The sequence below is a fragment of the Chitinophaga agrisoli genome (assembly GCF_008386695.1).
GTDB lineage: Bacteria > Bacteroidota > Bacteroidia > Chitinophagales > Chitinophagaceae > Chitinophaga > Chitinophaga agrisoli.
Map to the genome: position 1 here is coordinate 1597862 of NZ_VUOC01000002.1, position 25275 is coordinate 1623136.

Annotated in this window: 20 protein-coding genes; 8 read left to right on the forward strand and 12 right to left on the reverse strand. The window is 49.4% G+C overall.

Translation table 11 applies throughout. From position 1 onward, the window contains the following. The first annotated feature begins 85 nt into the window (after positions 1-85). The 6 genes from F0L74_RS13705 (at position 86) to F0L74_RS13730 (ending at position 6065) form a co-directional block, all read left to right on the forward strand. Positions 86-658: a Crp/Fnr family transcriptional regulator gene (locus tag F0L74_RS13705; protein ID WP_149838417.1), complete on the forward strand. Its 573-nt coding sequence runs from the start codon at positions 86-88 to the stop codon at positions 656-658. Positions 659-741: 83 nt separating this feature from the next. Continuing rightward, positions 742-1275 (forward strand): YceI family protein, encoded by a 534-nt coding sequence (locus F0L74_RS13710; protein WP_149838418.1) that lies wholly within the window; start codon positions 742-744, stop codon positions 1273-1275. Positions 1276-1299: 24 nt separating this feature from the next. Beyond that, a complete protein-coding gene (locus F0L74_RS13715; protein WP_149838419.1) occupies positions 1300-1518 on the forward strand; it encodes a tautomerase family protein in 219 nt (72 codons plus the stop codon). A 19-nt stretch (positions 1519-1537) separates the two neighbouring features. Beyond that, on the forward strand, positions 1538-2629 hold the full coding sequence (locus F0L74_RS13720; protein ID WP_149838420.1) for an NAD(P)H-dependent flavin oxidoreductase: 1092 nt from the start codon (positions 1538-1540) through the stop codon (positions 2627-2629). A gap of 103 nt (positions 2630-2732) precedes the next feature. Then, positions 2733-3566, forward strand: a complete 834-nt coding sequence (locus tag F0L74_RS13725; RefSeq protein WP_149838421.1) for a helix-turn-helix domain-containing protein — start codon at positions 2733-2735, stop codon at positions 3564-3566. A gap of 42 nt (positions 3567-3608) precedes the next feature. Beyond that, positions 3609-6065, forward strand: a complete 2457-nt coding sequence (locus F0L74_RS13730; protein ID WP_149838422.1) for a TonB-dependent receptor — start codon at positions 3609-3611, stop codon at positions 6063-6065. A 42-nt stretch (positions 6066-6107) separates the two neighbouring features. Here F0L74_RS13730 and F0L74_RS13735 read toward each other — a convergent pair whose 3' ends face one another. The 6 genes from F0L74_RS13735 to F0L74_RS13760 all read right to left on the reverse strand — a co-directional run bounded on the left by F0L74_RS13735 (position 6108) and on the right by F0L74_RS13760 (position 13855). Then, positions 6108-6479 carry a hypothetical protein gene (locus tag F0L74_RS13735; protein WP_149838423.1) on the reverse strand — a complete coding sequence of 124 codons (372 nt, stop codon included), beginning with the start codon at positions 6477-6479 and terminating at the stop codon, positions 6108-6110. Positions 6480-6603: 124 nt separating this feature from the next. Continuing rightward, a complete protein-coding gene (locus F0L74_RS13740; protein WP_149838424.1) occupies positions 6604-7668 on the reverse strand; it encodes a ferritin-like domain-containing protein in 1065 nt (354 codons plus the stop codon). A 14-nt stretch (positions 7669-7682) separates the two neighbouring features. Beyond that, positions 7683-9620 (reverse strand): hypothetical protein, encoded by a 1938-nt coding sequence (locus tag F0L74_RS13745; RefSeq protein ID WP_213086958.1) that lies wholly within the window; start codon positions 9618-9620, stop codon positions 7683-7685. 160 nt (positions 9621-9780) lie between these two features. Next, positions 9781-11280 carry a glycerophosphodiester phosphodiesterase family protein gene (locus tag F0L74_RS13750; RefSeq protein ID WP_213086959.1) on the reverse strand — a complete coding sequence of 500 codons (1500 nt, stop codon included), beginning with the start codon at positions 11278-11280 and terminating at the stop codon, positions 9781-9783. A gap of 79 nt (positions 11281-11359) precedes the next feature. Then, positions 11360-13324, reverse strand: a complete 1965-nt coding sequence (locus tag F0L74_RS13755) for a glycoside hydrolase family 97 protein (RefSeq protein ID WP_149838426.1) — start codon at positions 13322-13324, stop codon at positions 11360-11362. A gap of 39 nt (positions 13325-13363) precedes the next feature. Next, complete coding sequence (locus F0L74_RS13760) at positions 13364-13855, reverse strand: hypothetical protein (protein ID WP_149838427.1); 492 nt, start codon at positions 13853-13855, stop codon at positions 13364-13366. A 60-nt stretch (positions 13856-13915) separates the two neighbouring features. On the opposite strand from F0L74_RS13760, the gene F0L74_RS13765 reads away from it, so the two are divergent. After that, positions 13916-14347 (forward strand): HD domain-containing protein, encoded by a 432-nt coding sequence (locus F0L74_RS13765; RefSeq protein WP_149838428.1) that lies wholly within the window; start codon positions 13916-13918, stop codon positions 14345-14347. On the opposite strand, the gene F0L74_RS13770 is transcribed toward F0L74_RS13765, so the two are convergent. Continuing rightward, entirely contained in the window at positions 14334-15893 is a 1560-nt protein-coding gene (locus F0L74_RS13770; RefSeq protein ID WP_149838429.1) for an MFS transporter, read from the reverse strand. The genes F0L74_RS13765 and F0L74_RS13770 overlap by 14 nt on opposite strands. 82 nt (positions 15894-15975) lie before the next feature. Here F0L74_RS13770 and F0L74_RS13775 point away from each other — a divergent pair, with 82 nt between their 5' ends. Next, positions 15976-16404: an acyl-CoA thioesterase gene (locus F0L74_RS13775; protein ID WP_149838430.1), complete on the forward strand. Its 429-nt coding sequence runs from the start codon at positions 15976-15978 to the stop codon at positions 16402-16404. Positions 16405-16469: 65 nt separating this feature from the next. Here the strand turns inward: F0L74_RS13775 and F0L74_RS13780 are convergent, their stop codons facing one another. Genes F0L74_RS13780 through F0L74_RS13800 form a run of 5 tightly spaced genes read right to left on the reverse strand, consistent with a single transcriptional unit; the run spans position 16470 to position 25264 of the window. Then, on the reverse strand, positions 16470-16961 hold the full coding sequence (locus F0L74_RS13780; RefSeq protein WP_149838431.1) for a GNAT family N-acetyltransferase: 492 nt from the start codon (positions 16959-16961) through the stop codon (positions 16470-16472). A gap of 18 nt (positions 16962-16979) precedes the next feature. After that, complete coding sequence (locus F0L74_RS13785) at positions 16980-21209, reverse strand: caspase family protein (protein ID WP_149838432.1); 4230 nt, start codon at positions 21207-21209, stop codon at positions 16980-16982. A 2-nt stretch (positions 21210-21211) separates the two neighbouring features. After that, positions 21212-22402 (reverse strand): hypothetical protein, encoded by a 1191-nt coding sequence (locus F0L74_RS13790; protein WP_149838433.1) that lies wholly within the window; start codon positions 22400-22402, stop codon positions 21212-21214. After that, positions 22399-23541: an AAA family ATPase gene (locus tag F0L74_RS13795; RefSeq protein WP_149838434.1), complete on the reverse strand. Its 1143-nt coding sequence runs from the start codon at positions 23539-23541 to the stop codon at positions 22399-22401. The genes F0L74_RS13790 and F0L74_RS13795 overlap by 4 nt, the downstream gene beginning before the upstream one ends. A gap of 19 nt (positions 23542-23560) precedes the next feature. After that, on the reverse strand, positions 23561-25264 hold the full coding sequence (locus tag F0L74_RS13800) for a caspase family protein (RefSeq protein WP_149838435.1): 1704 nt from the start codon (positions 25262-25264) through the stop codon (positions 23561-23563). Between the last annotated feature and the right edge of the window lie 11 nt (positions 25265-25275).

Genomic DNA, 25275 nt, shown 5'->3' on the forward strand with positions numbered 1-25275 from the left:
GCATTAATGATTACATAACATATGTTATGTATATGTGCTACCTTGTACTGCCGGCTTTGATTAATTTTACGTACAAATAATAACTATGGCAGCACAGTTACAGGAACATATTGCAAAGACCGTTTCGTTAACGAATGAGCAGTTTGCGTATGTGCTTTCTCATTTCACCCCCAGGTCTTTTAAAAAAGGACAGGTGATCATCAGCGAAGGCAGCCGCGTGGAAGAGGAATACTTTGTATTATCCGGCTGCACAAAGGCCTTTTATATCAATGATGAAACAAAGATGTACATCCTGCAGTTTGCAATGCCCACCTGGTGGACTTCTGATTACCACGCGCTGTATAGCCATGATAAGGCCACCATCAATATAGATTGTATCACAGATGCGGAAGTGCTGGCACTGTCCAATGACAACCGGGAAAAGCTCTGTGCGGAAATGCATGTGATGGAACGTTTCTTCCGCCTCCGCACCAATAAGGGATATGTAGCATCCCAGCGGCGGTTGTTATCGTTAATGAATAATGATACGCGTAAAAGGTATGAAGAGCTAATGGATCAGTACCCCGCTTTATATAATATGGTGCCCAAACACCTGATTGCCGCCTACCTGGGCGTTTCCCGGGAAACCCTGAGCCGGTTATACAACGGATCCAAATAGTGATGTACGTCACGTAACCGGCAACCCGTCCCTTCGTTACTTTGTGCTGTAAAAACAAAACATCACTTTTAAAACCAAACAAAATGTCAGCTAAAAATTTTGCTATCGTAAGCACACAAAGTAATATTGAATGGGTAGGCCGTAAGGTAACCGGCGCCCACAACGGCACTATCGCTATTAAAGAAGGCAGCCTTACGCTCCATGACCAGCAGATCGCCGGTGGCGCCTTTACCATAGACACGACCTCCATCCGCATACTGGATGTTACCGATCCGGCTACCAATGCACAGTTTGCAGGACACCTGGCCTCTGATGACTTCTTCTCCTCAGAGAAGTATCCTACCGCTAATTTCGAGATCACGGCCGCTACGCCTGTTAACGGCACATTATACCGGATAGAAGGCCAGCTGACCATCAAAGGCATTACCCATCCCATTGCTTTTGACGCCAACGTGCAGCAACAGGGCGATACCCTGCAGGCTACCGGCAAACTGGTGGTAGACCGTACCAAATACGAAATGAAATTCCGTTCCGGCAACTTCTTCCAGAACCTGGGCGATACGCTTATCTATAATGATTTTGACCTGGATGTACATATTACCGCCAAAGTTGCATAAGTAAACCGCTAAAAATTAATAGTTATGCCGTACATTAAAATAGAGCTCACCAAAGAAGGCGTTACCCGCCAGCAGAAACAGGCGCTTATCAAGGGCGTGACTGACCTCATGACCAATGTGCTGAATAAAGATCCGCAACTCACGCATGTAGTGATCCAGGAAGTAGAACTGGACGACTGGGGATTTGGCGGCGAGCAGGTATCTGTGTTACGTGAACAAGGTATCACAGCGGATAAAAAGTAAACCATCAAAACAAGCTATTATGTGGTACAATACCAGGGTTACAAAAATGCTGGGCGTGCAGTATCCTATTTTCCAGGGGCCGTTTGGCGGTAATTTCTCCACTATTGAGCTAACAGCCACGGTATCCAATGCAGGCGGTGTAGGCGGTTATGGCGCCTACACCCTCTCGCCGGATGAGATAGCCGCGGCAGATAAAGGGCTGAAACAGGCCACGGATAAACCGTATAATATCAACCTATGGGTAGGCGATACAGACGCCGATGGCGGCGCCGTGGCTGCTACGGCCATGCAACAGGCCCAGGCCCTGTTAATGCCTTATTTTGAAGAGCTGGGCATCCAGCCGCCAGACAAGCCCTTATCCTTTTCCTCCCGGTTTGCCAACCAGGTAAATGTTATCCTGGACGTGCGGCCGCCCGTTTTCAGCTTTGTATTTGGTATTCCCTCCGCAGATATATTGGAACAATGCCGTAAACTGGGCATCATCACCGCCGGTGGCGCCACCACGCTGGATGAGGCCATCGCACTGGAAGCAGCAGGGGTAGATGTGATCGTAGCCTCCGGTTTCGAAGGCGGCGGGCACCGCCCTTCTTTCCTTGCCCCGGCAGAGCAGTCGCTTGTTGGCACCTTTGTGCTGATACAACAGATCCGGGAAAAAGTACGTACGCCCATAATTGCTGCCGGTGGTATTGCCAATGGCAGGGGGATTGCGGCGGCACTGGCCCTGGGGGCCGATGGCGTACAGGTAGGCACTGCTTTCCTGGCTTGTGAAGAATCCAATGCGCTGAATATTCACCGGGAGATGTTGTTCTCCGATGTTTCCCGTCACAGCGTGCTCACGCGGGCATTTACCGGCCGGCTTGGCCGCGGCCTGCGCAGCCGGATCTCTGAAGAGATCCGCGGAAAAGAACAGGACCTCCTGCCCTTTCCACTACAGGGCCAGTTAATGTCTTCCCTGCGGCAGGCGGCTATCAAACAGCAGCAATGGGAATTGATACTTTTCTGGAGCGGACAGATAGCGCCGGTACTAAAACACCGGAAAGCAAAGGAATTGATGGAAGCGATGGTAGCGGAAACGACGGCGTATTTTGATGAGGCCAAACAGTTGAGCTAATAACAGCGTTCCCTTACGAAAAATAGGAATAACAATAAAATAACAGGTTATCTTGTAACCGGCTGCATAAATTCGCTTCTAATACGGAACCCATAAGCAGAACATGAAACCTGGCATTCCTCTAAAAACAAAGATCGGCGCTCAATTGCTGAAGATCAGCCCCTTTAAGGAGGTGATCAAACCTACCCTGCCGCATAAGCACCCGGACTACTTTGAGCTGATCGTGCTAAGTGACGGAGCCGGCACGCACCTGATCGACGATCACACCTACACGGTTACCCCTCCGGCCATTTTCTTCCTAAAACCAGGCCAGACGCATTGCTGGGACTTTACCCGCATACCCAAAGGTTATGTACTGCTGTTTAAGGAAGAGCTGTTAAGCGCTGATCTGCTGGCAATCGTTTACGGGTTGAATACCATGATCAGATTATCACATGATGACACGTATTTACCACTCCTGGCCCTGTTCTATGAAGAATATAAAAAAGCAGAATCTGATCTGAAAGTGTTGACGGGTTATTTACAGCTATTGCTACAGAAGACAGCCATGTTGGCATTGCAGGTTTCCCAATCACCCGCAAACGTACTTTACTACCAGTTCAAAAGCCTGGTACATGCCACAGAACCGGGCTCCAAAAGAGTGCAGGACTATGCGGCGCAACTGAATGTGTCCACCCAGCAGCTCAACGCCGCCTGCCGCGAAGGCGCCGGTAAAACGCCTTCCATGGTGATCAATGAACGGCTGCTGCTCGAAGCTAAGACCCTGCTATCAGCAACTGATCTGTCTATAAAAGAAATTGCGCTCGTACTGCATTTCAGTGACACCTCGCATTTTGTCAAATTCTTCAAAGGCGCTGCGAACCTGACCCCTGGCGCTTACCGCGAGCTGCTGGCCGGGAAGTCAAATATACCGCACAAAACAGCAATCATACCGTAGGAAGCCATAATGCCCGCTTAATTTTGAGCTTTTGCTTTACCAATGAGAAGGGTCTTTTGTTTAACACTGATATTATTTAAATGTTATTTTGTTCTTGCGCAGACTGCCGCTATCAAGGGCCGTATCATAGACGGACAAACCCATCAGCCTATTGAGTATGCCAGCGCAGCAATTTTCAAAACTGCTGATTCCAGTCTGATCGCAGGTACAGTGAGTAAGACTAATGGCAATGTTGAGCTCAACAAACTTCCAGCAGGGCATTACCGCCTGAAAATTGTCTTTATTGGCTACCGGAATTTTATCAAAACTGACCTGCAGCTCTCTGAAGGGCAACTGCTGGATCTTGGCGATATTATCTTGCAGCCCTCCGATCAGCTGCTTAAAGAGGTGAGCGTAAAAGGCCAGCAGGCTGACGCCGTAACCAGGATTGATAAACAGGTTTACCGGGCAGGCCAGTTTGAAGCCGCCAAAGGCGGTTCGGCCATTGATGTGATCAAAAACTTGCCATCGGTATCCGTCAACGGGGAAGGGAATATAAATATGCGCGGCTCGGATCGCTTTATGGTCCTCATTAACGGCAAACCGGTCATTACGGATGCGCAAACAGTATTATCGCAAATGCCGGCCAACGTGGTCGAGAACATCGAGGTGGTAACCTCCCCTTCCGCCAAATATGACCCGGATGGCAGGGGCGGTATCCTCAATATCATTACCAAAAAGGGCGCAGTAGACGGCATGACCCTGGCACTGAACGCGCAGGGAGGCCTGCCCAGCATAGATGATCATGGTAATTCACGTAAGCCCTTACGTTTTGGTGGCGATGCCACGCTGAATTATCGTAAGGGTAAATGGGACCTTTCCGTCAGCGGTAATTATAACCGTAACGACAATGCAGGTTACCGGGAAGGTGATGTGTATACTAAAAACCTGCCAGAAGGCACAATCACCCGCTTCCCATCAACCGGTGAACGCAGCTTTAAAAAATACAATTATGCCGGGCGTGCCACCGCTAATTTTACGGCAAATGCCGCCAACAGCTTTTCCGGTAGCCTGTTCCTCGGTCAACGCTACCAGGACAGGATAGCCGACCTGTTATATCATAACACGACCTCCGGTCTTAACAGCAATGATCTGGTCAGAAGCACCACCTATTTTAATTCCAATCTGCAAACCAAAGAGGGTAGCTTTACACTGTCAAGCGTTGACTACACGCACACCTTTGATAATAAATCAACATTGACCGTAAACCTGGTGTATGAGCACGCCGGTCTTCATGGCAGCACCCGCAACCGTAACCTGCAGTATCCAAATACCGCCGATACGTTACAATATGTGTATAATCCATATAAACGGCCGATCAGTGGCTATCGCTTTAAATTAGATCACAGCCTGCCACTGGGCAACGGGAAATTGGAAAGCGGTTACCAATTACGCTATGACACCCAGGACGGACAGTTCGATTATCTGGTGACACCGCCCACCTCACAGCCGGACGCCAATAAATTTCAGGGAAGTTTCCATGCTCAGAACATGATCAACTCGGTCTACAGTCAGTATTCCGGCAAAAGCGGCAAATGGGAGTATAATGGCGGTCTGCGTTACGAATATGCCACCAGGACAGTCGATCTTTCTTATGATCCCAACCGGCATCAGCTTGATCTTTCTAATTTATTTCCCTCCGCCTTGCTGCAATACAGTATCAGCGGGAACTGGAAGATAAAAGCGGACTACGGTAAACGTATTAACAGAACTACTAATCTGGAACTGAACCCAATTCCAGAGCGGGAGCATTCGGAAACGCTGGAGGAAGGCGACCCTGATCTTCTACCGGAGTTTATTGACCAGGTGGAGTTAGGCATTAACCACACGTTCAGCACCGGTAGCTTTTTTGCAACGGCTTATTATCAGCATGTCAAAAACCCGATCCAGCGTCTGAACAGCGTCTATACAGACACTATTCTGAACCGTATATATACGAATGCAGGAACGGCCAGACAGATCGGCTTTGAAGCCGGCACTAACCTGCAGCTGACAAGCTGGTGGTCATTTTATGCGGGGGCTAATGTTTTTAATTATCATATTAGCGGGGACATTCATATACTGGGCGAGCCGGTAGCCGTTAACAATCAGCGCTGGGCTTATACTTTTAACGCCAATACTACCTTTCAATTAGCGAAAACCTGGAGCGTACAGGCCAATGTCAATTACTTGTCCAAACGGCCAACAGCCCAGGGTGAGGATGCGGCTTACTTCATACCCAATACATCAGTGAGGAAAACCTTTATGAACGGACGCTTCGCCACCACCCTACAGTGGCAGAACATAGGCATCTTCAATGCTGCCCAACAACGGATCACTACCTCCGGTACAGCATTTTATACGACCACGAATTATATCTACGAAACTAATATCCTGCTCATCAATATGAGTTTTAATCTGAACAGGTTTGCCAGTAAGCTTAAACTACCCAGCAGTGAGTTGAACGACAGGGAATTCTAACCTTCGTGATCCGGCAGATAAGGATAGTAATTGCGCCTGTACCTAATTAGCAGGCGCTGTTTCTGCCTGTGGCTCCGGTTGGGGCTTTTTCTCTTCCTCGTTCTTTTCCACCATCCAACGGGTAAGCTTATACTTAGGCAATTGCTGATCCACCTTCTTCTTGAGCCATTTGGATACCAGCTCAAATACGATAAAACCTATGACAATGGAAACGGTCCATTCCAGTTTGGTATAGGTGCTTTTGGTAACGGCTGTTTTATGCCCAAAAGTGCCCCATAGATTCCAGATGCTCCGTTTAGTGAAGAAATGAGCTACCAGGCGGGTGGATGCAGTGCCCACTACAAAACCCAGGAAATTGCCCACATAATTACCGTAAACATATTCTACAAACTTTCTAAGTACCTTATTTTTCATAGGAGGGATATTCGCACACTAAACTAGTATTTAATCTGAGAAATACCAGGCAGGGCAAAAAAATTAATGGTATTGAAAAGGGATACCTCCCCTCTCAATACCATTACTATTTAGATAAGCTTCCCTATACTAACGCCTTATTTACCGGAGCTGGCTGCAAAACATCCACCCATTCAAAGCTGGGCCCCAGGTTAAATCCTGGTTTACCAGGAAAGGCAGTGCCGCACAATTTTTCTGCTGCCAGCCTCAGGTCAAACATCACCCCAATGGTGGCCGGCAAATAACCGGGGTGGCCATTGAATGTGCGGTGCAATCCGTTCAGCAGTGAAACATAACTGCCGTTAAACTCATCCAGCCGCCTTCTTTCTTCCGTACCTGGTGCTACCATGTTTGCTTTGGTATTGGGAAAAATAGGCCATACATCCGCCGGGTTAAAGGGGATCTCCGGCCCGGTAAAGGAATACCCATGGGGTGCATCAGGATCTTTTACCAGCTGGCGGCCTTTATACAGTTCCTGGAACTTATAGTAGTGGGCAATTTCCCCGTCAAAATCCGCCGGAGAGGTGGTAGTGCCTTCTCCCTGTTCTACAATAATGTTGATGGCCTTTATCGCATCTGTTTTTGTGAGGATGGGATAAAGCAGGTCTTTGGAAAAGAAGCTGGAAGTTACCTGTTTGGCAGGATCGCCGGGTAAATGTTCCGGGGCCAGCTCTGCCAGTTTTTCCTGTAAGGCCTGGTAAAACTCGCCAATGGTTTTATAGGTATCCGTTTCCACCGCCCGGCTTTTTAGTTCCAGCGGGTGCTCCGGTTCTTCGATCTCCATGAATACTTTGTGCACCAGTTCCCGCGAATATCTTTCCAGTCCTACTTCCAGCTCTCCGCCAATACCCATAGGCAGGTGGCATTTATAATCCGGTATAAAATCCTTTTTGTTGATATCTGGCGAGCCGCCAATAGCATTCAGGATATTACCGGCAATGGTCATATGCAGCATCTCTTCTATCACCACGGAATGGATCACCGTTCTGATATAATCACCGGTACCTGGCTTAAAGGAAAACATAGCCGTCAGGTAGGGCGGTATAGTAGAATGTTCCAGCTCAATAGCATTTTGAAAAAGCGGGAAAAGCTCAGGTAATTTACTTGCCTGCTTTGCGCGATGTATGAATTGAGGATTTATTTTAAGCATATAAGTGTCGTTAATTAGTCATTGAATATTTTATCAATATTAAAAGGCACAAAACCGGCGCCGTTCTTGGCCCTTACGGCATTCTTAAGCCGTTCCTGGTTAATGGTGGGCGCGGCATCCGGTTCTGCGGGGGAAGCCAGCAGTTCTCCCGGTAATATCAAACCGGCTTTTTCCTGTTTGGTGGCTACCACCGGGTTTTCCAGCCATTTAAGGATAGTGAGCCGCTTATTCTCTGACAGATCACGTGTAACCGGCATATAGATAGGATCATGGATATTCTGGCTAAAGGCAAATTTCAGGATATCTCTTTTGGTGGCCATCGCTACAGGATCTGCCAGGTTCACCAGGTATTTGCTCATAATGGGATAGAGGTTAGCGAACTGGGTCATAGTAGTGGCTATATCCGACCATTGAGGCTCCGCGGGTATTTCAAAATAATCACGCAGGTGAATGAAGATATTATCATTGGCCAGCGGGCCCATAGCGGGGTCCTGCGGCTGGGTATCCAGCTGATAATCCAGTATATAGATCTGCCCGTCTATATACAACCGCGGGTTGTCAATGCGGTTGCCGGTTAGTGGCAACACAGCGCGGCCGTATTTATCTGTTTTTACGGTGGTGTTAAAGCTAATGCCGTTGGCAGGGTAATTGTTACCAGGCAGTTCACAAATGGGATTGGTAGGGCCTACGGGTGTAATGGCCGTAGGTTTTTCCAGGGTAACTGTCAGGGCTACATTCTTCATTGGCTGGCCCCACTGATAAGCGTACAAGTGTAGCTGGTTAGTTTGATTATAATCCAGCCGGTTCACAAAATTATCACATCTTACCACTACGCCATTTATAGCCTCCCTTGCAATAATGGTATATTGTCCCAGGCCAGACGGGCGTAACAGCACAAGTTGATGGTTTTCCAGCAATGCTGCCGCCTCATTGTTAATATTGTTGAGCGTTACAATGCCGCCGGTATTATTTAACCAATCCGGTCCGCTTTCATAGGGTACCTCTCCTATTATCACCACGCTATTACTATTGGTAGTGACCGGCGTAGTGCTGAAGGAGTCTGTCACCGCTACTTTACTTACCGCCAGGTACAATTTTTCTTTGAGCACAATGCCTCCCATGGAATCTGCAATAGGGAAAGAGCTGCCAAAATCTACCGATACGCTTTTTCGCGCCGCATCAAATGCGAAATTAGTGTTGCTGAAAAAGATGATAGGCAACCCATTATTTACCTTAGTTACATAGATACCATACAAACGCCTGCAGGCGGCAAAAGTATCCGGCTCCTCTTCTTCCCAGGGCGCTATTGTTCCCAGTATACGCCCCATGGAAAAACGGCCGTCTGCGGCATGGGCATAATAATACCCGTATGCATTCAGGTTAATGCTGATCCTGTTCTGCTGAGTCGTAGCCTTTAGCTCCGCCAGGAAAGGAGATCTTTCCGCCAGCGGTCCCCAGGTGATGTTTTCCACCACAGAGGTCCAGGTGCCGCCAAAAGGCTGCCCGTTTACCTGACCGCCGGTTTGCTGCCGTGTTTGCAGGTCGCGGAAACCGGTGGGTCTGATATCCCCTTCCAACAGCGTTTCATTGTTAACCGATACCAGCCGGAACTTTACGCCCCATAATTCCGAGGAGCCTTGTTCCTGCGGATCAAGGTCTACCATTTTACCGGTATTACGGCCTTCCGCGCCGCGGATCAGTTTGCCAATTACAATATCTGCAGCTGGCTCCGTAAGCGTTTGTCCATTTTTGAGGGACACTTTTTTAACGGTGCAGTTCTGGAACTGGAAAGTAGCGCCGCCTTCCGGGTTCCACCAACCATTGCTGGCGCCTTGTCCAAACTCCTGGAAAGAAGGCTGAAAAGTAGCATTATTGTAATGGGCCGGATCATTGTTTACAGTGGACACATCTGACAGGAAATCGCCGGAGAACACCAGATGGGTTGCATTCAAATAGGACATGTTAGATGATTATTGAGGGTTTTTGAAAACGGTAAAGTAATACAAACAATCTCCGCCGCCAAAATGTTGAAGCAAGGCAAAGATTTTTTATAAGCATAATGCCGCTTGAACCAGCAGTTCAAGCGGCATTATTCCTTTAAGAACCGGTATCTTATTTCTTTTCTTTTATTAATTTCTTTGCTACATCCGGGTAGTTGGTGATCACACCATCCACGCCCAGGCCTACGATATTTGCAATATCTTCTTTCTTGTCGATGGTCCAGGGAATGAGGTTCATACCCAGACCATGCACCTGCTCAACCGTAGCGGCTGTTACCATCGGGAATTCCGGGCTGTATACATCCGGTACAAAACCTAAGCGGTTTATATTATCCTGTACGCTGCCGGTATTCTTTACGCCTACCAGGTAAGAGGTGCGGAAGGCGGGATAATGTGCATGCAGGTACTGCAGCGCGCGGATATCGAAAGACTGGATCACTACCCTGTTCACAATATCCTTGTCGTTGATCACTTTTACTACCAGGTCTGTGAACGGACCAGGGGCGGGATGGTATACATTATCACCACGCAGGGATTTTACTTCGATATTGTACTTCACCGGTTGCAGCCCGTGTGCCTTTACATAACTTTCAACAGAGTCTATCACTTCCGCCAGCAGGGGTTTATAGGTTTTCTGCTTACGCTGCTTCGGGAAATAGGGATTAGCCCTGGAGCCCGCATCGTATTTACGTACGCTGTCATACGGCATGGTGTAGATGTTGTATTGCAGCTGGTTCTCTTTGGTGATATCATCTTTCCCCTGCGGTGTGCGCATAGTAAAGTCCATGAACTGGTCATGGGAGATCAGCACCTGGTTATCTTTAGAGATCACCGCATCCATTTCCAGGGTATTTACGCCCAGCTTTACCGCATTAATAAATGCGGTGATGGTGTTACAGGGGCATAAACCGCAGCCCCCCTGATGGGCTTCCAGATCTACCTGTCCTTTTTTCACAAACGGCTCGCGCGGGCCGGCGGGAGCTACGGCTGCAACGGCAGGCTCAGTGGCAACTACTGCTTTTGTGCCGATGGCGTCCTGCAGGCTGGCAGCCGGAACGTTTATTTTAATACCGGTAACGGCGGTACCTTTTGCGCGCAGGAAGACGATCTGCCCGCCATAATCGTCTACTGAAAAGGAGTCTGCCTGCAGCAGGGTAAGGGTGGCAGATCCCAGGTTGGAGCTTACCAGCAGCTTATTACCCTGCATTTCTACCAGGGCTTCAGTAATGGAGCTGCCATCCTGGAAAGTGTATTTGCCTAAATACTCGCTTAACGGCGCCTGTACCACTGCTTTGGTGCCTACTACATCCTGCAGGCTGGCAGCGGGTATATTCACTTTAATACCGGTAACGGCGCCGCCTTTTGCGCGCAGGAAGATGATCTGCCCGCCGTAATCGTCTACGGAAAAAGTGTCTGGCTTTTGCTGGGTAAGCGTAGCGGATCCCAGGTTGGAGCTAATTTGCAGCTTGTTACCCTGCAGTTCTACCAGGGATTCAGAGGCGGAGCTGCCGTCCTGGAAAGCGTACTTACCTAAATACTCACTTAAAGAGGCCTGTTGCGCGTGTGTTGTTAACGCTACAAACAGCCCGATAAATAAAAAAACGTACTTCATGTTCCTGTCTGTTTATACTTGACGCGGGGAAATTACCGCAGTAACGGCTGAGCCACAACAAACTGTAATGAAATTATTGTTATCGTTTTTGTAAACGCGCCAGATAACCGCCACCGGGAGCCATCCGGATCGTCAGGGTGCTATCCCGGTTTACCGTAAGGGTATCTATCCGGTAATCTGACGGGTAACGGTCTGCATTTACGCCATCTCCACAGCGGGTAAGGGTATAGCTGCCTGGTTCCAGGAAATGCAAGGGTATCTCCAGGGTACGGGGCGACCAATCCGTCATAGCGCCAATATACCAATCCGTGCCGCTTTTCCGGGCCGTTACTATATAGTCTCCCAGCCTGGCGTCTGCAATGACCGTGGTATCCCAAACCGTAGGTATACTGCCCAGCAGCTCCATATAGGCCGGTTCCAGCAGGCCTTGTGAGGGATTACCGGAAAACAGCTGTATGGGGCTGTCATACACCACAAACATAGCGCCCTGGTGGCAGCGGGTCCCCATAGACATGACCTTATCCCCTATGGGCCGGAACGTTTTCTCCGTGGCGTTATCCATAATACCCGGCTCGTAATCCATGGGACCGGATACCATACGGATAAAGGGCAGCAGCAGGTCATGTTCCGGGGTTACCTTATTGCTCCAGATATTATACTCAGATCCCAGCACGCCCTCGCGAGTAACCGCATTGGGCCAGGTACGGTTAAAACCGGCCGGCTTAAAAGCGCCGTGAAACATGATCATGAGCTGATGTCTGGCACAGGCGGCGGCTATACGGTGATAAAAGTTCACCGTTTTCTGATCGTCCCGGTCCATAAAATCCGTCATGATAAAATCAACGCCCCATTTATTGAACTGCGCCAAAGCAGGCTCCAGTTGCCGGTCAAGGGTCATGGCCAGGGTCCACATGCTTAGGCTAATGCCTTTTGCTTTGGCATAGGCCGCAATCTCGTCCATATTAATGGCGGGATTGATCTTAAAAAGGTCTTTATAATCACTCCAGCCGGCATCCATCATAATCCGGTTAAAGCCAAAACGTTTGGCAAAATCGATGTAATATTTGTAGGTACTGGTATTAACGCCTGTTTTAAACGGCACATTAAACAGATTGATACCGATGATCCATTCATCGGTTCCCTTCCCGGGCTTGATCCAGGATACATCCTGCAGGCGGGATGGCGCCGCCAGGCGGTATACCAGGTCATTGGCCGGCAGCTCCTTGTCCGTGGCCGCTATCACTAGTACCCGCCAGGGAAAGGCCCTTGTGCCGTTTGTGCTGGCCAGGAACGGCGCACGCGCTGTAACGATCAATTGCGGGAACTCCCCTTCTGTTACGCCTTCCTGTAAGGGATACGGCGCAAATTTACCCCGCAAGGCAGCGCCGCCTGTGCCGGTCAGGAACATACCGGGATAATCTTCCAGGTCTGATTCTGTGATCAGCACCCTGGGCCCGTTAGCCGGGGCTACCAGCAACGGGGAGAAACAGAGATTAGCAGCCGTAAGGCTATCCATGGGCTTCAGTTGGTACAACTCTTCAAAACTGGTATGAAAACTGTCTACATTTTCCCTTTTTACCACTTCCGGGTAATACATCTTATGTGGCTGCGGAAAATTAAACTGGGCTGTTTCCTGGTTAACGGTAATGGAGTCTTTTATATGGGTCACAAACCGGTACGCCACACCATCATCATACACCCGGAAAATAAGACTGATGGGCTGCCGGAAACGGATAGTGAGCTCATTGTAATGATCTGGGATCTGCCGGCGTTTTTCCGGTACCGGAGAAAGGATATTTGCCTGTACAGCGCGGGTACTTACCCCGCGTACAGACCAGTTAACCGGCAGGTCGCTGATCTCCAGTCCAATATGGGAAGGTGTGAGCAATGGCTGTCCTTCATAAGAAACCGCGTAACTAAGTCCATTGCCGGCCTCAATATGCACCCTGATCTTTTTATCGGGGGAGAGCAGATCCGGGATGGTCACGCAGCGCGCGCTTACATGCAGGATTAAAAGGCCAATAGCCAGGTAAACCGTTTTCATGTAAATGATTTGCTTATGAATGTAAGCAATCTCCGGGGTTTAGCGGTCAAAATAGCGCAACTCCACACGGTAAACCCCATCCTCGTATTTACGGGTATAAGTGCCATAGATATGCTGATAGGCGCCCGATCCGCCAGTGATAGGAAAATCATGGTCAGGGGCGATCGTATCACCAGGCGTAAGGTTAAACACGCCTGCGGCGGTGATAATACCATCAGAGAATTTGAAGGTGGTAGTAGTTACGCAATCATATTGACCGGTGGTAAAGTTCAGGTACATGCTGGAAGACACATCCTGTACAGCCATGGTATCTGCAGGCGTTTTATCGCTGTGGCAGTTAGCCAGGGCCTGTTCCAGCAAACCGTTATATACACCCGCCTGCGTTTGCTGATGATTGTATAAAGTATCGAATTGTAACTGTATGTCGTGGTGGGTATAATTAAGCGAGATCAGGACCGGTTCCGGCCGCTGTGACTGCCTGCAGGCGGCAAGGCCCAGCAGCAGTACCACCGTGGTAGTAAAGGTTCTCATAGTAGTGTGTATTGTAAATTACGGACAGTAAAATAGCATATTTGGCGGTATCTTTACTGTATGACACTTCTGAAAGCAATCACAATAGCCACGGAAGCCCATAAAGGGCAATTGGACAAATACGGCGCGCCTTACCTGGGGCATGTAATGCGGGTCATGAGTATGGGCAGAACAGAAGAAGAAAAGATCTGCGGGGTATTGCACGATGTGGTGGAAGATACAGACTGGACCTTTGAACAACTGGCGGCAGAAGGTTTTGGAACAGAAATATTGGAAGCCCTGCGCTGTGTGACCAAACTATCAGACGATGAAGATTATGATCATTTCGTTGCCCGTATACTGCCCAACCGCCTGGCTTGCCTGGTGAAACTGAATGACCTCACAGATAATATGGACATACGCCGTATGCCTGCTGTAACAGAAAAAGACATAGCACGCCTTAACAAATATATCAAAGCCTACCGCCAGGTAAGCGATGCTATCCGGCAGTAGCCGCCTGTGTTTTTTTCACCTTTACATTCCTGATAAAGACAAATGCCATCAGCGCGCCCAGGAAACCCAGCAGCGCAGATATGCGCATGATCTTTCCATAGGCGGATATAAAGCTGTTATGGTAAGCAGTGGTTACCCGTTGCTGCTCCTCTTTATTTAAAGATGCCGGCGGCTTTGCATTTCCCAGCTCCACAGCCTGCGCCAATACCTCCTGTTGTGCGTTATTACTAAGCGGCACCGCCTTTATCTCCTGTTTTAACGCGCCGGAAAAGAACAGCACTGCCACCGCGCCAAAGATAGCATTGGCAAATACGCCGGCTATACGCGATAAGGCATTGTTCACCCCGGAGGCTGTGCCGGAATATTGATCGCTTACCGCGCCCATTACTGCAGCCGTTAACGGCGCAACAGTAAGGGACATACCCAGGCCAAAGATCAATACGCCCGGAAAGAAAGTCGTAAAATAAGCGGACGGACCAGCGGTTTGTTTTACAAAAGATAAGATCAGCAGTCCCACGCCTGCCAGGGCCGGTCCAGTGATCAGCAGGAACCGGGGGCCGTATTTATCTGCCAGGTTACCGGCAAAACGGGCAATACCTACCATCAATATCGTAAAGGGTAAAAAAGTAAGACCGGATTGTAGCTGGTCATAGCCCTGCACCTGCACAAAATTTAACGACATAAACAACATAGCCGCTCCCAGCCCTGCATACAGGAAAAACGTAAGCAGGTTGGCCCCGGTAAAAGTAAGATTGGTAAACAGGGTAAGCGGCATCATGGGGTGTTTGCTTTTACGCTCTATGAGCATAAAAACTACCATTAACACTCCTCCTGCCACCAGGGCGCTGATCACCTGCCAATGCTGCCAGCCAAGCGCCGGCACCCGCAAAAAGCCAAACGTAAACAGGCCCAACCCCAGCATAATAGCCAACGCGCCGGAAAAATCCAGGTTATGATCCAGGTTTTCATCACTGCTCTCCTTTACCTTCCACCAGAGGAAACACAATGCTGCCAGGCCGATAGGCACATTGATAAAGAAGATATACCGCCAGTACCCTGCATCTGCCAGGGCGCCGCCCAATACCGGCCCGCCAATGGTAACCACCGTGGTAAAAGCAGACCAGGTGCCTATGGCCTTGCCCCGCTCCTTTTCGTGGATAGAGGAAGAGATAAGGGAAAGACTGCCGGGTATCATCAACGAGCCGCCAATGCCCTGTATCACCCGGAATATGATCAGCTGCAATACATCCGCAGATATGCCACAGGCAGCAGAGCCCCCAATAAAAATGAGAATGCCGGTCATAAAGATCTTTTTCCTGCCCAGCTTATCCCCCAGGGAGCCGCCAATAAGTATCAGCGCCGCCAGCATCAGCAGGTAGGCATTCAGGATCCAAAACAGGTCTGTAGCGTTGGCGTGCAGGCTTTGCTGTATGGAGGGTAATACCACATTCAGCGCGGTGGCATCAATAAAAGCCATTGCAGAAGCCATGATAGCCGATACCATGATCCATTTTCCCGAAGCGCTTGAAAGTGACACTGTGGCCATATGTATGATTTAAGTCGTAAAAGTATACTACTTTTATGTTACTGACGTTGACATATACTACATCTTAAAATAAATTTAAAAAATGGAATTTTCGAAGGATTACACGGTTAAAGATGAGCACATAGACGTGCAGGGGATCATGGATGGTTTGTATTACCCGTTCTATATGGAATGGTGCAGGCACGATTTTATCCGTGAGGTATTGGGCTTTGACCTGGAGGAGCAGGCACATAAAGGGGTATTTATGGTATTGTCACAATACACTATCAAATACCTGCGGTCACTGAAAAAAGGCGATCAGTTTACGGTAACCTGCACCCTGTACGGTGATAAGGCCGGACAGCCCAGGCTGCATTTTAAACAAACTATAATCATGAACGGGAAGGTAATGACCTCAGCGGTTTTTACCGGCACCTGCATACCTGCTGCCGGCGGCAGGCCCTATCTGCCGGAGGCTATCAGCAGCCTGATCGCAGAAGCGCCTAAACTGGAGTTTGAGGGTATTAAATAAATGCCCTGCAGTGAACATGATCAAATTATCAAGGGGACCTTCCGGGGTCCTCTTTTTATTACCGCTTATTCGTTGGATGGATCGGCAGCTTTCCACATCATATCGTAGCGGTCCAGGCCATCATCATAAAAACCCCTGGTAATATTGATCACCACAAAACCCAGCTTTTCAAAAAAGGAATAGGAATGTTGCGTGGTATCCAGCACAATCCGGCATTCCGGACATACTTTCCGGATAGCGGCAAAACGGTGCAGGAACAACGCTTTACCAACACCCTGCCGGTGCATGCTGTTAGTCACCAGCCCCCATGCCATGGTAGCTTCCTGTTTATGCCGGTCTACGGCATAACCGCCACAGCCGATCACGTTATTGTCCTGTATCGCCACAAAATACTGTTCCAATTCACTGATCTCCCCGGCGGTGACATGCGCCTCCAGCTCATCCAGCCAGTCTTCATAGTCCGGCAGCTCCGCAGCGGCAAAGAAGCGGGGCATATTGCTTTTGAAAGCATCTATACAGCCTTGTTTATCGGAAGGTCTATAAACTCTGATGATCATACTGTAAAGCTACAATAATCAGGCTTCTGTTGGGGGCGCGACTATTTTCAGGGGGATGGTAATGGAGGTCCAGATATTATCCGGCAGTTTGAGGGTCGCGGCACGGCTGTCAAAAGAGACAACACCACGTTTTATAATTGCTTTATATTCCAGCCCTTCCTGTTTAAATGCGGCCCAGTTAACCGGCGTATTTGATATGAATATTTTCACATAATCATAGATTTCAGTAATGCCTCTTTCTCTTACTTCCGGATCGATGGCAACCCTGATTGTGTGATCAGTTGCTTTCTGGCCGGGAAAAGACATCCATACGCCCCCATCTCCTTTAGTTAAATGATCCATGCCACCGGATATAAATTCCGGATGGATGCCAAAGGTACTATCAAGATATGCCACGGCGATGTAGCACTTTTCTATTGCAGTAGCAGTATTGAGAGATATCCGGCATCTGAAAGCAGGCTGCAGCCCCTGCTTATAACTAAGCGTGAGCATATCGGGATTGTGGTACTCAGTGCCTTTTACCTCAACTTCCTTGTTTACTGATAATTTCACACCTTCAAAGACCTCTACTTCTACATTCAGATCTTCTTTGGATATGCCGCTATGGCTATTATTAAATTCCAGCACGCCCTGCCATTTGGCAATATACTCCATCTGTTTAATGAACTCATATTCCGACGGCTGGTAATCAAATACAGGTTGCCGGGCGGCCCTGTCATTCATCGATGATGTGTTTCTGACAAGATAAAAAGTTCCTGCCATGTGCCTGATGATAAATTTAGACTGCTGCACGTCATCCACTATATCAATATAGTAAATATCGTGCTCTTTGATGGCGCGGTTTAAATACAACCGCATAGCCGGATCAATATCCTTATCGTACGCGATCTTTACTTTAGGCAACGCATTTTGCACCAAATGCCCCTGGAATACCCTGGTTGTATTATCTTCCGCCATATCAGCTATCAGCGAATAAGTGGGATATACTTCCGATATGGATACTTCCCGGTTATCATCCAAACGGAGCCACGTTCTCATAAAGTGGAGGGAGGGCCGGATGCCATGCAGGGCTCCAGCGCTTATCCTCCAGTTGTTTTCTTCCGGATCAAAACTAACCAGATAACCCGTTTCCTTGTCCTTACGGCTACTCAGCAGCGTATAACCCAGCGCCCGTCTGGGTTGTGCATATGTCCATGGCACACCACGTTCCGGCGTTTGGGACAAACGTAGGCGGAGGCGATCGAACAAATCCTGGTAGGCGATTGAAGTGCCGCTATCCGCCAATATGTCTTTGAGCGACTCAAAAAAATAATTATTGTCCGTAGGCTCACCATCATCAGACCCTGTCCGGAGCGGCCCTTGCAACACAACCAATGAACTTTCCTGTTCAGGATGCAGCCCGAAGCTTTCGTCCAGATCACCGGTGGCGGTGCGGTATTGATGAAAGTCCATGATCACCAGCAGGTGTATCTTTTTCCCCTCGGCTATCCTGTTCAATTTGCGCCACACCGTATCAGCATTGTCCTTCTGGGAATTGGCGCTGCGCTCAAATACCTCATCAGTATCATTCTCAAAAACACAATCCGCGAATGCGGGATATCTTGACCGGTTTATAAACCCAATGCCTGAATAAAAGAACACACATATGTCCCCATCTTTTGCCTGGCTAAAGCTTTCCAGCATTCCCATTGCCGTTGCCCTTGCGGTAAACATTGCCTGGGGGGTCGTCTTCAACGGTACGCTTGTGGCATCGCTATACCGCTGCAACCACTCCTCGAAATCCTGCGCATTCTTCCTGCAAAAACGGAGCCCCTGGTCTGGCTCCAACCGGCTATCGTCAATCCCCATTATCACCGCATATATCCGTTTCCCTTTCACCTCCGGCGGTTTTTTAACCGCCTCCTTTTGCTCTCGTACTTCTTCCTGCTCCCATTGCCAGGGTAACGGCGCATCTTCCCGCTGCCAGGGCGCTGTATACAGCCGGAACTTATCCCGCTCCTCATCCTCCGAGATATTCTGCGACCAGCCCGCCAGCGGATCATACTGTATCAACCGCCCTTTTTCTATGATCGCCTCAAACAGTTGCACGCCAAAATCAGCGCCAAACCTGTCCGTTACCAGCCTTTCTGAGCCAATGGCCATACGCGCGCCCAGCTGGGCAGCCCGTTCCGCAAAGTATTTGGAGCGGCAGGTATTGGCAATGAGCAGGTGTATACGCTCCTGGTATTCCATCAAAGGCGCAAAATCAAAGATGGTCATTACCCCACCATCTGCCAGCACCATATCGCCCTCCCTATCCAAACCGGAATAGTAGAACAATTCTATACGGTTGCGATACTCAATATCCATCATCACCGCGGAGAGTGCCGCTATATCCGGGTCTTCCAGCACCACTACTTCAATACCGGCTTGCTCTGCCCGTTCCTGCAACACAGCGTCAATACGCGCCTTCTCCTCGTTGAGGTATTTCAGCCGTTTAAGCTGATCGGAAAACACCAACAGAAAAACTGGTCTGCGTTGTTTGGCCCGTTCCTGCTTTTCCAGCGCACGGATCAGCGCACGGGCGCCCATATCGTCCGGCAGGTCAAACTCGCTTTTAAACGCGTCTATGGCCGTTGTTAACGCCTCGTCCGCGCTGTCTGAATAATACCCCAGCCCCCGTAATAATGATTCCAGCCGCGCCGGTATCCTGTCCTCTGGTATCAGGCCGGCATTCAGCGCCAGCGGCGATGCGTATAACTGCGGGCGGTGAAACTCCCGGATATCATCTTTATAATAGGTCCGCAACCGCGGCGTATTCTCGAAACCATTTATGGTAAGCCGCATCCAGTCCCGGAGGCTTACCCGGCCTTTCTGTTTTTTCAGCTGCCTTACCAACTCAAAGGTGAAGAACGAATAATGCTGTTTTTGTTCAACGAGGACCTGCTCGTTCAAATGGGGCGACTGATCCTGTGTACAGCTGGCTATAATGGCATGCTCACAGTCTGCTACAATATCCATCCATTGCGGCGATCCGGAAAAAGGTGTTTCCAGTATGAGTACCTGTTGTTTTGCACGTATCTTTTTGGCGGCTTCCCGGAACTCTGCCTGTGAAATGCCACCGCCCAGGTCATCTGCCTCCGTATCTGCGCAGCGCAGGTAACACACTTCCTCATGTTTAACCGCATTGCAGGAAAAATAATACAGCACGCTATCCTGCTCCCTGGCGCTTTGGGCTATCTGTGACAGGGCCTGCAGCACCTGCTGCTGCGTAGCGCTTTCGCCCTCCAGTACCTGCAGCAGCGCCTCATCATACAGATGCTTTATACAGTCCGCCATCAAATGTGCATCGTTGCTCCTCATTATCCGGTTTGCTTCCGTCAAACCTGCATAACGGTTCTCTGTACCTACGATCAGCCCCCATAATACCGGCGGCGGGCTTTTGGTTTCCAGCTGTTCCATTACATTGCCGGCCACTGTTACCGGCAGGCCCTGGGTGCTGTCTTCGCTTAATACCTGGTCCATTTCATCCAGGTTCTCCAACACGGACAGGAAACCTTCCGTATGTTGCTGTATAAGCGCCCGGCCGGCTTCCAGCCATTTGTTCTGCTTATCGTAGATGGCCAGCAGGGAGGTATCTCCCTGCCGGATGCGCTTCAGCCGGTCAAATGTCCTGGAAAATGCGTCGATAGTGCGCAGCAGATCGGTCTCCCGTTGTTCCTTTGCGGCGTGGTACATTTTATACTTCAGCGCATCCGCTACTTTTGCCGGCTCTGAGTAAGACAGTGCCTCCAGCTGCTGTGTTTCCGTATATTGTTCGCCCCATAGCTGGCCGCCGGGGTTAGGTTGCTGATAGTATTCCTGCAGAAAATCCGCTACCTGCGTAATGGGGCTAAAGCCCCTGTCTGCGCCGCCGCTGTCTGCTGTTTCTATATGCAGCCATTCCAGGAAAGCCAGGCGTATCTCATGGTGCATTTCATACAGCTCAAAACCTACTTCCCGGCATAAGGGGGACAGCAGTACGTCCGCCACGGCAATACGGTGTATCGTCACCGGTTTCCCGTTCCAGTAATATCCGTTAAAATTCTGCCATAGCTTATACAGCAGATCCGGCGTAAGCAGGCCTGGTACAGCGGCATAGGCGGCCATCAGGAAATGGCCATAGTAATAATCGCTGTAATAGTCTTCCACATAACGGTCATAGAACCATTCCACCTTTTGCAGGTCTGTTGGCGACAACTGTTTTATGGGGAAGCTGGAAGGTAACATGTTTACATATTTTGCTTAAAGATGGTACGCAGGGTGTCCTGGAAATTATATACCTCCTGTTCAAAAACAGAGGCCATCTGTAATACCTCATTCTGTATACTGTCTGCCGCCGTTTGCGCCCAGCGGTGTTTGGGCACCGGGTTTAGCCAGATCACATGCGCACAGTTGCTGTACAGGAAGTCCAGGAAATGTTTTGTTTGCTGGCTACGCTCCGCTACCCGCGTGGGATTGGTATTACCCCTGGCTGCGCCGGCATCGCTGATCACAATGGCGATGGTCACATTACGGTTCGCCTTGACCAGCGCCTCCTTGATCTTTACCGGCTCTGCCAGGTTGGGCTTGCGGTATACATAACCCAGCGGACAGTTCTGGAAATAATATACCGGGGCCCTTGGATGCCCACCTTCATGGCGGGCCGTATAAATAAGGCGGTTGGTGAGCTCATGGAACGGCGTCATAGAGCCCCTTACATCCGCCAGTATGATAAGGGCATCCTCACGGTTACGTACGCCCGGCCGGTACACCGGCTCCAGGAACAGCCCTTCCTGCGCTATCTTAAATGTGGTAGCCGGCACGTCTATCTCCTGGGTAGATACGCTGTTCTCCTTATTACGCAGGAACTGCCAGCCTTTTACCATGGTACGCCGGGTAATGGAAAAATACTCGTCTGTATGCAGGAAGGTGGTAGCGGCAAAACGTTTTTCATCGTGCACAGCTTCAATACCGTTATACAACAGGGGCGTTTTATAATACCAGGTCTTAGGCTCCGGTGGCGCGGCGCCCTCCTCTTTCAGCAGATCATCCATCAAATCATCGTCTATATCCGGGGCGGGGGGCGGCGCTTCCTCGTCTTCTTCCTCCGGTGGCGCCGGTGGTCCTGGCAGCTGGCTATCCCGGGGCGCCGCTGCCGGTTTTTGTACGGGCCTGGCAGCGATCAATGCCTGTTTCAGCAGGTTTTGCTCCTTTTCCACCGCCAGATCCAGCAGCTGGTTAAACCGGGCCTCATCCCGTATATCCTGCAGGTACAGGATACGGCAGAACTGTTTGAACGCGCGCAGCTCTTCATCATAAGGTATATATCCCCTCTCCAGCGTTTGCAGGAACAGCCGGTATTTATCTATTCCGCGCTCATAACTGAGCGTGCGGTCTATCACCTGGAAAAAATGCCAGAAAAGGAGGTGGTTATTTTTCATGCCAGGGCCAGTTTGTCTTCCTGTTCTTTTTTCTGTTTATCTTCTAATTCCTTCTCCCGTTGTACCACGGAAGCATAGGTTTTTAACAGGGCCTGGTAATACAACGGCAGCACTTCAATATCTTTTTCCAGGTCCATGTCCGGCTTGTCCTTCAATTCATAATTATAAGCCCGTAGCCAGTCCAGCAGCTCGCTGGTGGATACGCGTTTATTGTCTGATGGGTTATTCCTGATCTTATCCCGCAGGTCATTAAATGTTTTGATGGCCTTGGCCACAAAACTGCCCTGTTTTTCTACCAGGCCAGGTATGTGCGCCTGTATGATCCGGGTTACCTGCTCCTCGCTGGGGAATTTGATGTACATAAACAGGCATCTGCGCAGAAAGGCTTCCGGCAGCTCCCGTTCATCGTTACTGGTAATAAAGATCAGGGGCGGATAACGCGCTTCAATGGTCTCACCGGTCTCTGATGCGGGGATGGTAAAACGTCTTTCATCCAGCTCCAGCAACAGGTCATTGGGAAAGTCAATATCCGCCTTGTCTATTTCATCGATCAGCAGGATAGAAGGTTTGTCTGCGGTAGAGGTCAGGAAAGCTTTTGCCAGCGGGCCAAAGCTGCGGTATTGCTGCAGATCTTCCTTGTCTTCACCGTTGCCGTTCTTTGCCAGCTGGGAATTACGCAGGCGCGCCACATGGTCAAAATGATACAGGCCTTCTACGGCCTTGGAGGTAGATTTCACCTGCCATTCAAAGAAATGGTTCTGGTACTCGGGCCCATACCAGTCAAATGCTACAGATTTGGCCAGCTGTGTTTTGCCGCTGCCCGGCTCCCCTTTTAGCAGCACAGGGCGTTGCAGGATCTGCACCAATCGCACCAGCTCTTTCAGGTTCTCATCCGGGATATAAGGGGCGATAGGTTTGCTTTTTATGATCAGGGGTTTTCCCAGCCCATCCTTGCGGGGAATGAAATTGCCCGTACCGGTAAACGCATCGTAGGCAAAATCGCATACAGGGCATTCTGGTTCCGCCGGCATGATAATATGCCTCCCATCGCTGTCTTTTGTCACAAACCATTTTGATACGCCCGGTAAAACCGGGTCCTCATTCGGATACGCCCTTATCTTGATCTGATTATCTGACATACACAAGGATATTATTGATTTAAAAATGCCATAGTTTTTTTGTAAGCTCCATTTCGTTTACACCCAGCTGGCGGCTGATCTCCAGGATAAAGGTCTCAATGTCGCAGGACTTCTTACCGCCAAAATAATCGTCCAGGTTCAGCTTCTGGAAATTCCGGGATTTGATCCCTTCGCCGGCAGCACAGGCGTCCTTGTGCCATCTGTTGGCAAAACCTTTTTGCAGGTCGCCCACCGGCCGGGAGATGATCACTTTGGGCTCTTCTCCCATGATAGATACAAAATCGGGACGAGAAAAGAATTGGTTGTTGCCACTACGCGTGTCCCCTATCACCAGGAACAGGCTATTAAAGCTGGACTGTCTGTACTCTACCCTAGCTTTTGCTTTATTCAGCTCGTCCTGCAGCTCTTTACAGAACTGTATGATCATACTGCTTAAATTGCCGGACTGAAAATTATATCCCAGGTAAATGATCAGGGGCTGAGCGGTTTCCTCATCCAGCAGCAGGCGGTCACAGATATAGATAGCGCATTGCTGCCGGATATCATGTTCCGGCGGTATCTGCAAAGTGTTTGACAAGGCTGTCCAGGTATCGTTGCCGGTTTTATCCGGTTCAACAACAATAGGCGAAGAAAATACAAAGTTAAAGCCTTGCTGCACCTTCAGCTCTTCAAAAAGCACCTTGCCCTGCAGCTTATGGATATTAAAGTTCTTGCACACGGTGGTGATGATGATAAGATCTTTCTTTCCACCTTCATCATAATGTGTGGCAAGGTCTATTCTCTGCTCAAAGAAATTCAGGTATTTGATAAAGGTTTCAGATAGCTGATCCACCGGCGGCACATCCGGGTCCTTTAGCCGGAACATAAACTGGCTGTCTCCACATTCCTTCAGGGGCTGATACCTGATTTTCTGTACATGTTGTATGGGGCCGGATTTATACTCATTGGACAATATCTCCAGCTGTTTATCAAACTCCTTTTGCAGTTTTTCTTCCTGTATAAAAAAACCGGGCTCCGTATTTTTCTTTAAGATGTTATACAGCGCATTTGCAAACGGGCTTCCTTTTTTCCCGTCCAGCGCCTGCTGGTGCATGGAGGCGGAGGCCAGGGCATAACGGGAGAAAGTGGTGGCGTTATCAGAGATCTTCATACCGTGGGTAACCACGCCTGCACAGCAACAGTCCAGTATCAGCAGCAGATCGCGGCATTTTTTCTTTGCCAGGAAATTGTTAAACTGCTCAAACAGGTTCTCGCACCGCAGCCAGGTTTTCTTTTTCCCGGTATCCGCGTCAAAAGGCATCAGGTACCCTATCGCGTTATTATCAACATTATCGCCATGTCCGGCAAAATAGACCAGCAGGTTATCATTCTCTGTTAGTCCGTTGTCACCTGCCAGCAGATCCAGGTGGGCATATATTTCGTCCAGGTTTGCTTTTTCATTATACAGGCATTTCAGTTCAGGGGTATCATAAGGGATCACCTCGTCTTCTTCATAACCGTCCAGGAAAGGCGGCGCCGTTTCCGGGCGGGTAAAGCTGTATTTATCCAGTAATACCTTTACAATGTTGTTAGCATCCTTAACGGGATTCTGTAAGGCACGCAACCCATTTGCCGGTTGGTAACTATCCACCGCAATCACAAACAGGAAATACCTGCCCGGCGGCGCAGCTGCGCCGGTATTGCCTTTTCCCAGGCCTAATGCACGTGTGGTCAGTTCGTCCATCCCTGCTGTGT